We start from the raw sequence: 14,411 nt of genomic DNA on the forward strand, positions 1-14,411 counted from the left end.
ACAAATACGCTGAAAATACGCGCATATGCGCGAGGCTTGCGGCCAATATTTGTGCGCCACCCGCCGGATGGTTTCAGGGGCAGGCCGGAAAGCCAACGAAACGGCACTGCAACTCTTCCACAGAATAGCCTGATTTACCGACATTTTGATCGATTGACGGATGAAGGAGCCTTCCCTTACTATCAGGCCTCTCGCACGGTGAGCGCAGCAGGGGCGATTCGCCGCTTTTTGGATGACAGGAACGATGCAAGCAGGGCCAGCAGTCATGTCGGCTTTCGAGGAGTTGCGCCGCGCGCTCGGAGACCTCGACCGCGCGATCGACCGACGGTTCGATCGGGAGCGCGACTCGGCCGAACTCGAGGCGGAAGTCCGGCGCACGCATGCGGATCGTTCCCGGCTGGCGCAGGAGCTGGACCATTCGCAGTTCCGGGCCAATCGCCTCGAAGAAGTCAATCGCGAAGTCTCGAGACGCCTCGTGACGGCCATGGAAACAATCAGGGCGGTTCTCGACCGCTGACAGACCGGTGTGGGTGCGTAGGCATGGCTCAAGTCACAGTGACGATCGACGGCAAGTCCTATCGCATGGCCTGCGAGGAGGGACAGGAAGCGCATCTGACCGGGCTGGCCCAGAATTTCGATCAATATGTCATCCATCTGAAACGCCAGTTCGGCGAGATCGGCGACCTCCGCCTGACCGTGATGGCGGGCATCATGGTGATGGATGAACTGTTCGAAGCCAATCGAGCCAAGAACGAACTGCTCGACGAAGTCGAGACGCTTCGCAAAACGCGCGAAGGCGTGACCGCCGCGGCCGAACGCAATGACGCCGCTGTTGCGGGCATGATCAGCGAGATCGCCCAGCAGGTGAAGGAAATCTCCGCCAAGCTCGAAGGGCCTCGGGAACAGGCTTAGCGTATCTCAGCTTTTTCGAGCCGCATCCCTTTTGTTTCCCCAGAAAATCATTATATTGAAGTTGCGATCTGCGCTCCTCGGCAGGAAAACTTTTCCTTGGGGCCATACTCGATCTTATGGGAGCTGTCCCTGTTTTGGCCTGTGGGCTGGAGCACATGGCGCCCACCTACTTTTGTAGGCGCCCAGGATCGAACTTCCACCGGTCGTCGTGGATCGCACTCTTCCCCAAGCTTTCGTCACCCGCAGATGCGGGTCTTCCTGAGATAAGGTTTTCCATGGAAATCCGTCGCCCATTCGCGGCGGATCGCGCATTTCTTATCGGTTGCGGCGGCGTCTTCCGAATACAGGGCTGTCGTGGCGCTGGAGGAAACATTGGACGGACCGCCCGTCGCGGTGGCCGCGACAAGAAAAGCAAGAATAGTCATCGCCGTCATGACGAAGTATTGCATTGCGGTGGCCTCCCTCTCAACTGGACATGCAGTTGATTAGGATGCTTTTAAGCATAGGTCTGTTCCCAAGGGAACAGGATTCTTTTAGAGTTTCTTAAAACGTTGCGCCGCGTTGCAGCAAGAAAGTATGAACAGGTTTCACATTCCCAGCATTTTCTGTTGTAAATCCGTGGGTAAGCGCCTGGGGCGGCCCGCGGCGTTGATGATCGCGATGGTCACTGACGCCTCCATCAACCGCACATTCTCCCTCAAAATCGTCTGACGCAGCACCATGCGCGCGCCGGCGGCTGTCTCGGTCCGGGTCAGGATCGTCAGAATATCGTCCATGCGCGCGGAGGCGAGGAAATCGATATCCATATGCCGGACGACGAAGGCGGCCTTCTCGCCCTCCACGGTCATGTCGGCTTGTTCCACGCCGAGACAGCGCAGGAAGTCGGTGCGGCCGCGCTCCAGGAAATGCAGGTAGCGCGCGTGATAGACCACGCCGGAAAAATCGGTGTCCTCGTAATAGACGCGCTGCGTCAGGCGGTGGCCTTCGGGCGTCAACGCGCCGGCGAGCGGGATCATTGTCTGGGTCATGGGTAATCCTTCGTCACGTCGATCGCGCTGTACACGCCCTCCGATCAAAGTCCAAGACGCAACGCGGCGCCTTCGCCCTTGTTTGGCCCCGGCGCCGACGATAGAGCTAGCGCAGCCAGCATGAAGGAGGAGCGCCATGTCCGGTCAACACGAAAAGCGTCGTCTGAGGTCGCAGGACTGGTTCGACAATCCCGACCATATCGACATGACCGCGCTCTATCTCGAGCGTTTCATGAATTACGGCGTCACGCCCGAAGAGCTTCGGTCCGGCAAGCCGATCATCGGCATCGCCCAGTCCGGCAGCGATCTCACGCCCTGCAACAGGCACCATGTCGATCTCGCCAAACGCGTCCGTGACGGCATCCGCGACGCGGGCGGCATCCCGATCGAGTTTCCGACCCATCCGATCTTCGAAAACTGTAAGCGCCCCACCGCAGCGCTCGACCGCAATCTCGCCTATCTCGGTCTCGTGGAAGTGCTGTACGGCTATCCGCTCGACGGCGTGGTGCTGACGACGGGCTGCGACAAGACGACGCCGTCAGCGATCATGGCCGCCTCCACCGTCGACATTCCCGCCATTGTTCTCTCGGGCGGGCCAATGCTGGACGGCTGGCATGAAGGGGAATTGGCGGGCTCCGGCACGGTCATCTGGCGCATGCGGCGCAAATTCGGCGCCGGCGAGATCGACCGCGAGGAATTCCTGCAGGCCGCGCTCGATTCCGCCCCCTCGATCGGCCATTGCAACACGATGGGGACGGCCTCGACCATGAACGCGCTTGCCGAGGCGCTCGGCCTGTCGCTGACCGGCTGCGGCGCGATCCCCGCCGCCTATCGCGAGCGCGGTCAGATGGCCTATCGCACCGGCCGCCGCGCCGTCGAAATCGTCTGGGAGGATCTGAAGCCGTCCGACATTCTGACGCGCGACGCCTTCCTCAACGCCATCAAGGTCAATTCCGCCATCGGCGGCTCCACCAACGCCCAGCCGCATCTCGCGGCCATGGCCAAGCATGCCGGCGTCGAACTTTATCCCGAGGACTGGCAGGTTCACGGCTTCGACATTCCGCTGCTCGCCAATGTTCAGCCGGCGGGCGCCTATCTCGGCGAGCGTTATCATCGCGCCGGCGGCACGCCGGCGGTCATGTGGGAGTTGATGCAGGCCGGAAAGCTTGCGGGCGACTGTCGCACGATCACCGGCAAGACCATGGCGGAAAACCTGGAAGGCCGCGAAGCGGTGGACCGGGAGGTCATCCGTCCCTATGCCGAGCCCCTGAAAGACCGCGCCGGTTTCCTGGTGCTCAAGGGCAATCTCTTCGATTTCGCCATCATGAAGATGAGCGTGGTCTCCGAGGATTTCCGCAGCCGCTATCTCTCGGAGCCGGGTCGCGAAGGCGTGTTCGAGGGCAAGGCGGTGGTGTTCGACGGCTCGGAAGACTACCACGCGCGTATCAACGACCCGGCGCTGGATATCGATGATCGCACGATCCTCGTCATTCGCGGCGCGGGGCCGCTGGGCTGGCCTGGATCTGCCGAGGTGGTCAACATGCAGCCGCCGGATCATATCCTCAAGCGCGGCATCAAGAGCCTGCCGACCATCGGCGACGGGCGCCAGTCCGGCACCGCAGACAGCCCTTCGATCCTCAACGCGGCGCCGGAAAGCGCCGCCGGCGGCGGGCTGGCCTGGGTGCGCAGCGGCGATGTCATCCGCATCGATTTCAATGAGGGCCGCTGCGACATGCTGGTGGATGAGGCCGAGATTGCCAGGCGCAAGCAGGACGGCATCCCCGCCGTGCCAGCCGACGCGACGCCCTGGCAGCGGCTATACCGCCAGACGGTCACGCAACTGTCCGACGGCGCGGTGATCGAGGGCGCGGCGGACTTCCGCCAGATCGCCAAGACGCCGCCCCGGCACAATCACTGATCCATTCGGTGGCCGATCCGGCTTTCGAACGCCTGCGTAGAAACAACGCAGGCGTTTGTCATAGCTTGCACTTTAAGTTTTCGGAACATAAAGTGAACGCATGGTTCAGCTCAAGATTCGGGACAAGCTCGCGATCCTTTCGGATGCCGCGAAATATGACGCCTCCTGCGCCTCCTCGGGAACCGCCAAGCGCAATTCGGCTGACGGCAAGGGGCTCGGCTCCACCGAAAGCATGGGCATCTGTCATGCTTACGCGCCGGATGGGCGGTGCATCTCGCTGCTCAAGATCCTGATGACCAATTTCTGTATCTATGACTGCGCCTATTGCATCAACCGGGCGTCGTCGAATGTGCAGCGTGCGCGTTTCACGCCCGACGAGGTCGTCTGGCTGACGATCGAATTCTATCGCCGCAATTATATCGAGGGCCTGTTTCTCTCCTCTGGCATCATCAAATCGCCCGACGACACGATGGCGGATATGGTGCGCATCGCCCGCGACCTGCGACAGGTCCACAGTTTCAGGGGCTATATCCACCTCAAGACCATTCCGGACGCCGCGCCTGCCTTGGTCGAGGAAGCAGGGCTCTACGCCGATCGCCTGTCGATCAACATCGAATTGCCGCAGGACCAGTCGGTCACGCGCTATGCGCCGCAGAAAAGCCCGGTGTCGATCCGCAAATCCATGGCCGATCTCCGCCTCAAGATCGACGAACATTCCGAACCGAGCCCGATCACCAAGAAGAAGAAGCGCTTCATGCCGGCGGGCCAGAGCACGCAGATGATCATCGGCGCTGACGCCTCCACCGACGAAGATATTCTCGTGCGCAGCGAAAGCCTCTATTCCGGCTATCAGTTGCGGCGCGTCTATTACTCCGCCTTCAGCCCCATTCCGGATTCGTCCTCGGCGCTGCCGCTGATCAAGCCGCCCTTGATCCGGGAACATCGGCTCTACCAGGCCGACTGGCTGACGCGGTTCTACGGCTTTTCCGCCCGCGAGATCATGTCGGCGCAACCGGGCGGTATGCTGGATCTCGATCTCGATCCGAAACTGGCCTGGGCGCTCGCCAATCGCGCCGTCTTCCCCGTCGACGTCAACAAGGCGGCGAAGGAAACGCTTTTGCGCGTGCCGGGCTTCGGCTCCAAATCGATCGGCCGCATTCTGACGTCGCGGCGCATCAAGTCGCTGCGCTACGACGATCTCGTCCGGCTCGGCGCTGTGATGAGCAAGGCGCGACCCTTCATCGCCTGTGTCGACTGGAACCCGCGCGGCCTCACCGATTCCGAAGGGCTGAAGGCGAAATTCCAGCCTGCGCCGCAGCAATTATCGCTGTTCTGATGGTCTCGGTCATCCTGCCGAAACTGGGCTTTGCAGAGGCCTGGCGGAGCGAGGCGCGGGCGCTCCTCCTGAAAGGCGCGCCGCCCGAGTCCGTCTCCTGGCGGCTCGACGGCGAGGGCGGCGATCTCTTCGGCGGCTTCGACCTGACGGATGAGGGAAAATATACGCCGATTGCAGAGCCGCGCAGTCCCACCGCCTTCCTGCCGCTCGCCGAGGCCGCGCTCTGCCATTCCGGCCCGGAGCGCTTCAGCCTTCCCTATCGCCTGCTGTTCCGGCTGCAGGCCGATCGCAGCATCCTGCAGGATCAGTCCGACCGTGACGTCGCGGCCATCATGGCGATGGAGAAATCCGTCCGGCGCGATAGCCACAAGATGAAGGCCTTCGTCCGTTTCCGCGAAGTTGGAGGGGAGGGGATCAGACGGCGTTTCGCCGCCTGGTTCGAACCAGACCATTTTATCCTCGAGCGCACGGCGCCCTTCTTCGCTCGCCGATTCGCCGATATGGACTGGATGATCGTCACCCCGGGCGCGGCGGCGCTGTTCCTCGACGGCGCCTTGTCGATCTCGCCCTGCGAGGGCCGGCCCGATATGCCCGAAGACGCCGCCGACGATCTCTGGCGCACCTACTATCGGAACATCTTCAATCCCGCCCGGTTGAAGGTGAAGGCGATGAAGAGCGAGATGCCGGTCAGATACTGGAAGAACCTTCCCGAGGCCCGGCTCATTCCCGAGCTCATCGCCGGCGCCGAACGGCAGGTGCAGGAGATGCGCGCGGCCATGCCCACACTGCCGTCTCCGCGCGCAGAGCGTATTCTCAGCCGGGTGGGGCAGGTCGATCTTCCCGATGCCGGCAAGGTTCCGGAGACGCTCGACGAAGCGCGGACACAAGCGCGGCATTGCACCCGCTGCGACCTCTATTGCAACGCCACGCAGACCGTGTTCGGCGAAGGTAATCCGCGCAATCCCCTGATGTTCGTCGGCGAACAGCCGGGCGATCAGGAAGATCTCGCCGGACGTCCCTTTGTCGGCCCCGCCGGAAAACTGTTCGACGCCGCTCTTGCGGAAGCCGGCATCGACCGTGCCCAGGCCTATGTCACCAATGCGGTCAAGCATTTCAAATTCGAGCCGCGCGGCAAGCGTCGCATCCACAAGCGGCCTGATAAAGGCGAGGTGATCGCCTGCCGGTGGTGGCTGGATCTGGAGCGTCAGTTCACCCGGCCGAAGATGATCGTGGCTCTCGGCGCTACAGCCGCCTATGCGGTTACCGGACATGGCGAGGACATTCTCAAACGACGCGGCAGTGTAGAGCGCCTTGAAGACGAGACGCGCGTTTTCATCACCATCCATCCATCTGCCGTGCTCAGGGCTGGGTCGGCTGACGCCGTGGCCGAAGCGCGCGGCGCCTTCATTGCCGATATGAGACGACTGGCGCGGGCTTTTTCCGATCTTGGCCCCTGAAGGTCACGACGCAGCGCCTTCGGCGGATCAACGTTTCAGCGACAAGCCGACAAGTCCGGTCAGCGTTTCCTGTGACGCCGAGCCCTTTTGCGACGAACGCTCCCAGGCGACATCCGCCGTGACGTCGAGCGAGCGCGACACGCCCCAGGTGAGGCCGGCGCCGAGATCGTAGACGGTCTGGTTGGCGGCGGCGGATTTGTAGTCGCGCCAGGTGGTTCCGGCCGAGAGCTTACCCTTCAGCTCGTCGATGATCACCTGGGTCAACGCCATGTCGGCAGTATAGGCGATGGAGCCGCTCGACCCGGCGGAGGTGGACGGTTCGATTTCGGTCTTGAGGCCGAATTCGACATCCGTGCCGCGATGCGGCGACCAGTTGGCGTCGCCGTTTATGGTCAGGCCGGACAGGGAATCCAGCCTGCCGTCCTTGAAGTCGGCGACCGTATAGCCGGCGCCGAGCTCGCCGCGGAGCTTTTCGCCCATGTCGAACTCCACGCCGGTCTTGGCGGCGTAGAGATCGGCGTCGCGCATATAGCCTGTGCTGTCGCGCTCATTGTCATAGATCATCCGGCCATAGGAGGCCTCGATGAAGGGAATGATCGCGGGCGACAGCTCATAGCCCAGCCGTCCGCGCAGCGTGGCGGTGTTCTGGTTGCGATCCGACTGATCCAGATTCTGACCGCTCGAAAGCGTGGCGTCGCCATAGGTTTCGCGCTCGAAATCGAAGCCGAGCGTGCCGCGAATCAGGCCGAGATCGCGGGTTATCGACGCCCCGGCCGTCCAGGTGGCAACCTCAGCCTGGTTAGTGGCGCCGTCGATGGCGTTGGCGTCGCCGATATCTTCGCGCGCGAGGCTGTAGCCGGCGGTCAAATTGGCGATCGTGTCGTTGGAGATGTCGAGCCGCAGCGCGGCGTTGATGCTGCCTTCCGGATCATCGCTCTTGAAGCCGCTGAGCGTTTTCTGCCAGGTTCCGCTGGTGTCGATCCGCAATTCATGCTGGGACCAGTTGGAGGTCAGAGACCCTTTCAAACCGGCCTGGAGATAGGAGCGGGTCTTGGTCGCATCGCCGGACTTTTCTTTTTCGAAGCCGGCGCCGCTGCTGATCGTCGGTCGGAAGGTGAAGGTCCCGATCGGGATGCCGGGCGTCTCCTCGCTTTCGGCGGCGCGGGGACGAAGTTCATCTACGCCTTGGTCCGGCAGATTCTGCCGACCGAGGTCCTGTCGGAGGGTTGCGTCGTCCACGGCATTCTGGTCGAGATCGGGATCTCGAGCCGGCTGTGTGTCCTGCGTTGTCTCGTCGGCCGCCTGTGGATCTGCGTTCTGTTCTGCCGTGGGATCGCCGGCAGACCAATCCGTGTTGGGCTTGACGCCTGGAGTGGTCGGCTGCGCGCTTTGCGCTTGAACATCCGCTGCGGAAACGAGCGCTACGCCCGCCGCGATCAGCAGCGTGGAGAACATGCGCGACTTGAAGCGGGCGTCGTGGGCGCGTCTGGACATGCGAACCGGTTGATTTGCGTCAATGATTACCCATTGGTAAAGGACCAAGGTTAATGAAGTGTTTCCGATCACGGCTTTGAACCATCGCTTGGAGCAGCGGACGGAAGCCTTAAATCGATTTTTAACCTCCGCCTCTCTGGACAAGCGCATCGGAGGGAGTAAACCACCCACATGAACGAGAACATTCTGAAATTCACCGAGAGCGACGCTGCTCTTTCCGCGATCCGCACCATCCGAGCCGAGAAATCAGGTCTTGCCGATCTCGAAAAGGCGCTGTCGAACGGGTTGTCGGAGAGCTTCACCCAGGCGATCTCCCGTCTGGGCAGTATTGCGGGCCGTGTGATCGTGACCGGCATCGGCAAGAGCGGTCATGTCGGCGCCAAAATCGCCGCGACGCTCGCTTCCACCGGCACGCCCGCTTTCTTCGTGCATCCGGTTGAGGCCAATCACGGCGATCTCGGTATGATTACGCCCGATGACGCCATCATCGCTCTGTCCTGGGGCGGCGAAAGCACCGAGCTACAGGGCATCCTTGCCTATTCCCGGCGTTTTTCGATTCCGCTGATCGCGGTCACATCAGGGGCGGATTCGACCTTGGCGCGCAGCGCGGACATCGTGCTGTGCCTGCCGAAATCGCAGGAAGCCTGCCCGCATGGGCTCGCGCCAACGACATCCGCGCTGATGCAGCTGGCCATCGGCGACGCCATTGCGGTGGCGCTTCTTGAAGCCCGGGGCTTCACGGCGGGCGATTTCAAGACGTTCCATCCCGGCGGCAAGCTGGGCGCGACGCTGTCGCATGTCCGCGATGTCATGCATGTCGGCGAGCGCGTGCCGCTGGTGCCGAAGGGCACGTCGATGCCCGAGGCGGTGCTGGTGCTGTCGCGCAAGCGGTTCGGTTGCGTCGGCGTGGTGGATGAAGACGGACGCCTGTGCGGCATCGTCACCGAAGGCGATATGGCGCGAAATCTGGCCCGCGATCTCTCGGTGCTGGATGTCGACGACGTTATGACGCCCAATCCGAAGACGGTGAAGGAAACCGTGTTGGCCGCGACGGCCATGGCCCTTCTGGAGCAGCACAGCATTTCGGCGCTGATCGTCATCGACGATGACCAGCGTCCCCAGGGCATCGTGCATTTCCACGATCTGCTCCGGATCGGAGTCGCCTGAGGAAGCAGACGGCGTCAGCCGGCCTCCACCACCAGATCCGCGCCATCGGCGCCGATCACCTTGACCTTGGCGCCTGCGGGAAGATCCGGTCCCTTGACGACCCAGACCGTATCGCCGAGCTTTACCCGGCCAAAGCCGTTGTGGATGGGATCGATGAGATCGCCCATGCGGCCGACCAGGCTCTGGGCGCGGCGATTGAGCAAAGGCTCGTCGCTATCGCCGCCCCTTCGACGCAGCCAGCCCCTGCCGACGAACAGGAAGAGGCAGGAGAGGGCGGCAAAAGCCAGCCATTGAAGTTCCCAGGACCACCAGAGCGCATCCCAGGCCGCGAGCGACACGCCGCCGATCGCAACGGCGGCGAGCCCGACCCAGATCAGGAAATTGCCGGGCAGCAGGATTTCCGCCGCCAGCAGGGCTGCGCCCAAGATCACCCAGCTCCATGGACCCAGCGACTGGATGAGACCCATGATCATGACTGGCCGTCCGTGCGCGGAGCGAAGGGATTGACCACCGGCGTCGAGGCCGGGGCAACGCGGGTGACGGGGCGAGGCGGCGTTCCGTCGGACCCGAACACTTCTTTCGCAATCGCGCCGATGCCGCCGAGCGATCCGATCAGCGAGGACGCCTCCATCGGCATCAGCACGATCTTGGAATTGCCGGCGGTGCCGATCGCAGTCAGGGCTTCCGTGTATTTCTGCGCCACGAAATAGTTGATCGCCTGAACGTCGCCGGCGGCGATGGCTTCCGACACCATCTGCGTCGCCTTGGCTTCGGCTTGCGCCATGCGCTCGCGGGCTTCGGCCTCGCGGAACGCCGCTTCGCGCTCGCCCTCGGCTTTCAGGATCGCAGCCTGCTTGGCGCCTTCGGCCTTCAGGATCTGCGAGGCGCGGAAGCCCTCCGCCTCCAGCACCTGGGCGCGCTTCTCGCGCTCGGCCTTCATCTGTCGCCCCATGGATTCGACGAGATCGGCGGGCGGGGTGATGTCCTTGATCTCGACGCGGGTGATCTTGATGCCCCAGGGATTGGCGGCGTCGTCGACAGTGCGCAGCAGACGCTCATTGATCGTGTCGCGGTTGGAGAGAAGTTCGTCGAGATCCATCGAACCCATGACCGAACGGATATTGGTCATGGTCAGGTTAAGGAGCGCCTGGTTGAGATTGGAAATCTGATAGGCGGCCTGGGCGGCGTTCAGCACCTGGTAGAAGGCCACCGCATCGGCGCGCACCGAGGCGTTGTCCTTGGTGATCACTTCCTGCGTGGGCACGTCGAGCACCTGCTCCATCACATTCATCTTCGCGCCGATCGTGTCGATGAAGGGGATGATCAGGTTGAGGCCGGGATGCAGCGTCCGCGTATATTTCTGGAAGCGTTCGACGGTGTAGTTATAGCCCTGCGGCACGGTCTTGATGCCGGCAAACAGGGTGAGGATGATCAAGCCGACCACGACGATGACGGCGATATCCATTCCGGACAGGAATTCCATGGCGTGTGCGCTCCCTCTTGCTGTTCCGCTCCATCCTATACGTATACGTCGGACGACGGACATTTATTTGCAAGGGGAGCGCGGTTTCAGCCGTCAGACCCAGCCCATCAATTCGCGACGCACCTGTGCTTCCAGCGCATCCATGCCTTCTTCGCTGTCGTTGAGACAGGGAATGTGGGTGAATTTCTCGCCGCCGGCGTGATGGAAAATCTCGCCGGCTTCGCCGGCGATTTCCTCCAGCGTTTCCAGGCAGTCGGACACGAAGCCGGGATTGATCACCGCAATGCGCTTGACGCCGTCCTGGGCGAGCTTCTCCATGGTCTTGTCGGTATAGGGCTGCAGCCATTCTTCCGGCCCGAAGCGCGACTGGAAGGTGACCATGAGTCTCTCCTTCTCCCAGCCCAGCCGTTCGCGCAGCAGGCGCGTGGTCTTGTAGCAGGCGCAGTGATAGGGATCGCCCTTCTTGAAGTAGGATTGCGGAATGCCGTGATAGGAGGTGACCACCAGTTCCGGCTGCCAGTCGAGGCTGGCGAGGTGCTTCTCGATCGATTTGGCCAGCGCGTCGATATAGGCGGGATGATCGTGATAGGGCGGCACGGTGCGCAGCGCCGGCTGCCAGCGCATCGCCTTCAGCGCGTCGAAGGCCTTGTCGTTGACGGTTGCGGTCGTCGCCGCCGCATATTGCGGATAGAGCGGGAACAGCACAATCCGGTCGCAGCCCTGATCCTTCAGCGCATTGATGCGGTCCTTGATCGAGGGCTGGCCATAGCGCATGCCCCAATCGACCACCACATTGGGGAGGTCGGCGAGGCGGGTCTGCATCTTCTCGGCTTGCGAACGCGTATAGGTGCGCAGGTAGCTTTCGTTCAAGTCCTTGTTCCAGATTTCCTCGTAGGCCTTGCCGACCTTCTGGGGGCGCTTGTTGAGCACGATGCCGAACAGGATCGGATACCAGAACCAGGGCGACCATTCGATCACCCGGCGGTCCATCAGGAATTCCTTGAGATAGCGCCGCATGGACGTGTAGTCCGTGCCATCGGGCGTGCCGAGATTGACGAGGAGGACCCCGACCTTACCGATTTTGACCTGTGGGTGGTTCGGCGGAAAATGCTCAGGCGCGGCGCTCATACTCAATCCTTCGAATTATTCTTGTTCTACGCTGGGCGTCGCCCTTCGGATGAACTGCGACGGGTATAGAAACAAAAGGCGGCCCGGAAAAGTCCGGACCGCCTCTTATGCGCGCCGATGTCGCGGCTTACTTGGCCGGGACGGTCAACTCTCCACCGACGGGCAGGGCCCGCGGCTTGAGCGATTTGTTGGCCTCGGCGATCTTCTTCCAGTCGAAGCCGCTGCCATAGAACTTCACGGCCAGATCCCAGAATGTGTCGCCCTTGGCGATCACATGCTTGGTCTCGGTCGGCTTGGCGGCTTCCGTCGCAGCAGGGGCTGCGGCCGGCGCGGTCTCTGCAGCGGGCTTGGCTTCGGCGGCCGGCTTCGCCTCTGCCGCGGGCTCGGCGACGACAGGCTTGGCGAGTTCGGTGATGCGGCCGTCGAGATAGGGCTTGTAGGGCGAGTTCTTGCCGATATAGGCCGCCACCGTGTCCTCGAGGCTCGGGCCGAAGTCATAGGCCTTGATCGCTTTGTCGGCGAAGACCTTGTAGCCGTCGCCGCCCTGGCGGGTGTAATTGTTGGCCACCACGCCATAGATCTTGGCGGGGTCGATCGGCTTGAAGGCGTCGCCGTCCTTCACCTGCACGTCCGACACCCGCGAACCGGCGGGCTTGGAGCCGTCGAAGGCGAATTTCAGGCCGGCCACCTGCGGGAAACGGCCCTTGCCTTCCTCGACCTGGCTGACGCCGCTTTCGAGCGCCGCGACCACGTCCTCGCCCTTGAGCTGGAAGGTGGCGATGGTGTTCTGGAAAGGCAGCACCGTCAGCACTTCGCCCATCGACACGTCGCCGGCGTCGATCGAGGCGCGCAGGCCGCCGCCATTGGCGAAGGCGATCTGAATGCCCTGGTCCTTGACGCGATCAAGCATGGCGTCGGCGACGAGATTGCCCATCTCGCATTCGCGGGCGCGGCAATTGTCGCGCGAGCCGTCGATGGCCGCCGTGCTCGCGCCGATCACCTTGGCTTTCAGCGCTTCGATCGGCGCGCCGAGTTCCTTCACCTTGGCGGCGAAGGCTTCGTCGGGCTTGACCGAGGCGTCGAGCAGCTTCGGAGCGCCCGTCGCCGACTTCACCTTGCCGGCGTCGTCGAACACCAGCTTCAGCTCGCCGAGATATTTGGAATAGGCGTAGGCGGTGACGACAGGCACTTCGATGCCAGCCGGATCCTTCACCATGGTCGGGTAGGGGCCGGCTGCCTTTTCGTCGGTGTTGGACAGCAGCGTGTGGCTATGGGCTCCGACGATCACGTCGATGCCATCAACCGCTGCGGCGATCTGTTTGTCGCGGGGATAGCCGACATGCGACAGAAGCACGATCTTGTTGACGCCCTGCGCCTCGACATCCTTCACGGCCGATTTGAGATAGGTGATTTCGTCCTCGAACAGGATCGAGGGGCCGGGAGACGAGGTCTCGGGCGTATCGGTGGCGAGGACGGAGAGGATCGCGACCCTCTGGCCGCCGACATCGGCGATCACATAGGGCTTCAACTTCCCGCCAACAGGCGAGCTGGCGGGCGCCATGACATTGCCGGAGATGATCGGAAACTTGGCTGCGTCGATGAACTTGGCGAGTTCTTCCGGACCGTCGTCGAATTCGTGATTTCCGACCGCCATGGCGTCGAAGCCGATGCCGTTCATGAAGTCGGCGATCGCCTTGGTCTTGTAGGTCGAGTAGAACAGCGAGCCCTGCGCCTGGTCGCCGGCGTCGAGCACCAGCACATTGCCGTTGGCGGCCTTGATGGCGGAGCGGGCCTGATCGATCGCCGTCTTCATGCGGGCGATGCCGCCGAAGCATTCGTTCTTGCCTTCTTCTTCGGCCGAGCAGGTCGAATCGTATTTGTTGATTGCTTCGATGCGGGAATGGAAATCGTTGATATGGAGGATGTTCAGCTCATAATCGGCGAGCGCGGCGCCTGCGGACAATGCAAGCGCCGAAACGCCGAACAGCGCCAGGCGAAGTAGTTTCGTCATGTTTTTCTCCCTCATAAAAAACGTCATGCGATGAGCTTTAGCCCCATCCTGTGACAGTCATTCGTCGATCCATCGCCCATTCTTGCGGCGTTACATCGTGCCCGTCTTGCGGACGAGCGTGAATTGAGCGCCGGAATCGGCGGTGCAGTTCAGCTGTTGCGGCGAAATCAGCGCGCAATTGACGCGCGACTGCTTGTTCTGGACATGCGAGGTCATGCTGATTTCATAAAGGTTTGCGCCCTGGCCCTTCACATAAGTACCCGAGGCGAGGAGTTGGTTGGTGTCGGTGGTCCGGGTGTTGAAATTGCCCGCCTGGAAGGTGGAAAGAAGACCGTTCGGGTCCGTCCATGTGCCTTCGATCGTCACCGGCTGCGGCTGCGTCGGCAAGGGTCTCGCCTGTTCCGTTGCGCAAGATGAGAGGGTGGCGGCGGCGGCGATGGCCGCGAGGGCGTATAGCTTCATTGGCGTCTCCCGAAG

At 62.3% G+C, this 14,411-nt stretch carries 14 protein-coding genes and 1 other RNA gene; 7 read left to right on the forward strand and 8 right to left on the reverse strand.

The window, feature by feature from the left end; genetic code table 11:
* Positions 1–244 precede the first annotated feature (244 nt).
* The 3 genes from E8Q41_RS12955 to ssrS all read left to right on the forward strand — a co-directional run bounded on the left by E8Q41_RS12955 (position 245) and on the right by ssrS (position 1,131).
* Positions 245–517 carry a DUF4164 domain-containing protein gene (locus tag E8Q41_RS12955; protein WP_137155966.1) on the forward strand — a complete coding sequence of 91 codons (273 nt, stop codon included), beginning with the start codon at positions 245–247 and terminating at the stop codon, positions 515–517.
* Positions 518–540: 23 nt separating this feature from the next.
* On the forward strand, positions 541–912 hold the full coding sequence (locus E8Q41_RS12960; protein WP_137155967.1) for a cell division protein ZapA: 372 nt from the start codon (positions 541–543) through the stop codon (positions 910–912).
* A gap of 62 nt (positions 913–974) precedes the next feature.
* Positions 975–1,131, forward strand: a non-coding RNA gene (ssrS, locus tag E8Q41_RS12965) — 6S RNA.
* A gap of 17 nt (positions 1,132–1,148) precedes the next feature.
* On the opposite strand, the gene E8Q41_RS12970 is transcribed toward ssrS, so the two are convergent.
* Together E8Q41_RS12970 and ybgC are read right to left on the reverse strand one after the other, a co-directional pair.
* A complete protein-coding gene (locus E8Q41_RS12970) occupies positions 1,149–1,361 on the reverse strand; it encodes a hypothetical protein (RefSeq protein ID WP_137155968.1) in 213 nt (70 codons plus the stop codon).
* A 138-nt stretch (positions 1,362–1,499) separates the two neighbouring features.
* Positions 1,500–1,940 carry a tol-pal system-associated acyl-CoA thioesterase gene (gene ybgC / locus E8Q41_RS12975; protein ID WP_137155969.1) on the reverse strand — a complete coding sequence of 147 codons (441 nt, stop codon included), beginning with the start codon at positions 1,938–1,940 and terminating at the stop codon, positions 1,500–1,502.
* A gap of 136 nt (positions 1,941–2,076) precedes the next feature.
* Between ybgC and E8Q41_RS12980 the strand changes: the two genes are divergently transcribed.
* The 3 genes from E8Q41_RS12980 (at position 2,077) to E8Q41_RS12990 (ending at position 6,651) form a co-directional block, all read left to right on the forward strand.
* Positions 2,077–3,858, forward strand: a complete 1,782-nt coding sequence (locus tag E8Q41_RS12980) for an IlvD/Edd family dehydratase (protein WP_137155970.1) — start codon at positions 2,077–2,079, stop codon at positions 3,856–3,858.
* Between the two features lie 100 nt (positions 3,859–3,958).
* The gene (locus E8Q41_RS12985) at positions 3,959–5,194 is read left to right on the forward strand and encodes a putative DNA modification/repair radical SAM protein (protein WP_137155971.1); all 1,236 of its coding nucleotides are present in this window, start codon (positions 3,959–3,961) and stop codon (positions 5,192–5,194) included.
* The gene (locus tag E8Q41_RS12990; RefSeq protein WP_137155972.1) at positions 5,194–6,651 is read left to right on the forward strand and encodes a UdgX family uracil-DNA binding protein; all 1,458 of its coding nucleotides are present in this window, start codon (positions 5,194–5,196) and stop codon (positions 6,649–6,651) included. Before E8Q41_RS12985 ends, E8Q41_RS12990 begins: the two co-directional genes overlap by 1 nt.
* 27 nt (positions 6,652–6,678) lie before the next feature.
* On the opposite strand, the gene E8Q41_RS12995 is transcribed toward E8Q41_RS12990, so the two are convergent.
* Positions 6,679–8,145, reverse strand: coding sequence for an outer membrane beta-barrel protein (locus tag E8Q41_RS12995; RefSeq protein ID WP_170976469.1), 1,467 nt, complete (start codon positions 8,143–8,145; stop codon positions 6,679–6,681).
* 171 nt (positions 8,146–8,316) lie between these two features.
* Between E8Q41_RS12995 and E8Q41_RS13000 the strand changes: the two genes are divergently transcribed.
* Entirely contained in the window at positions 8,317–9,312 is a 996-nt protein-coding gene (locus E8Q41_RS13000) for a KpsF/GutQ family sugar-phosphate isomerase (protein ID WP_137155974.1), read from the forward strand.
* Between the two features lie 14 nt (positions 9,313–9,326).
* Here the strand turns inward: E8Q41_RS13000 and E8Q41_RS13005 are convergent, their stop codons facing one another.
* The 5 genes from E8Q41_RS13005 to E8Q41_RS13025 form a co-directional block, all read right to left on the reverse strand.
* A complete protein-coding gene (locus E8Q41_RS13005; protein WP_137155975.1) occupies positions 9,327–9,785 on the reverse strand; it encodes an NfeD family protein in 459 nt (152 codons plus the stop codon).
* Positions 9,782–10,786: an SPFH domain-containing protein gene (locus E8Q41_RS13010; protein WP_137156008.1), complete on the reverse strand. Its 1,005-nt coding sequence runs from the start codon at positions 10,784–10,786 to the stop codon at positions 9,782–9,784. The genes E8Q41_RS13005 and E8Q41_RS13010 overlap by 4 nt, the downstream gene beginning before the upstream one ends.
* 102 nt (positions 10,787–10,888) lie before the next feature.
* Complete coding sequence (gene hemH / locus E8Q41_RS13015; RefSeq protein WP_137155976.1) at positions 10,889–11,923, reverse strand: ferrochelatase; 1,035 nt, start codon at positions 11,921–11,923, stop codon at positions 10,889–10,891.
* A 127-nt stretch (positions 11,924–12,050) separates the two neighbouring features.
* Complete coding sequence (locus E8Q41_RS13020) at positions 12,051–13,934, reverse strand: 5'-nucleotidase C-terminal domain-containing protein (protein ID WP_137155977.1); 1,884 nt, start codon at positions 13,932–13,934, stop codon at positions 12,051–12,053.
* A gap of 90 nt (positions 13,935–14,024) precedes the next feature.
* A complete protein-coding gene (locus E8Q41_RS13025; RefSeq protein WP_137155978.1) occupies positions 14,025–14,396 on the reverse strand; it encodes a hypothetical protein in 372 nt (123 codons plus the stop codon).
* Positions 14,397–14,411: the final 15 nt, after the last annotated feature.

The organism is Rhizobium sp. FKL33, from assembly GCF_005222915.1.
Classification (GTDB): domain Bacteria; phylum Pseudomonadota; class Alphaproteobacteria; order Rhizobiales; family Rhizobiaceae; genus Rhizobium_E.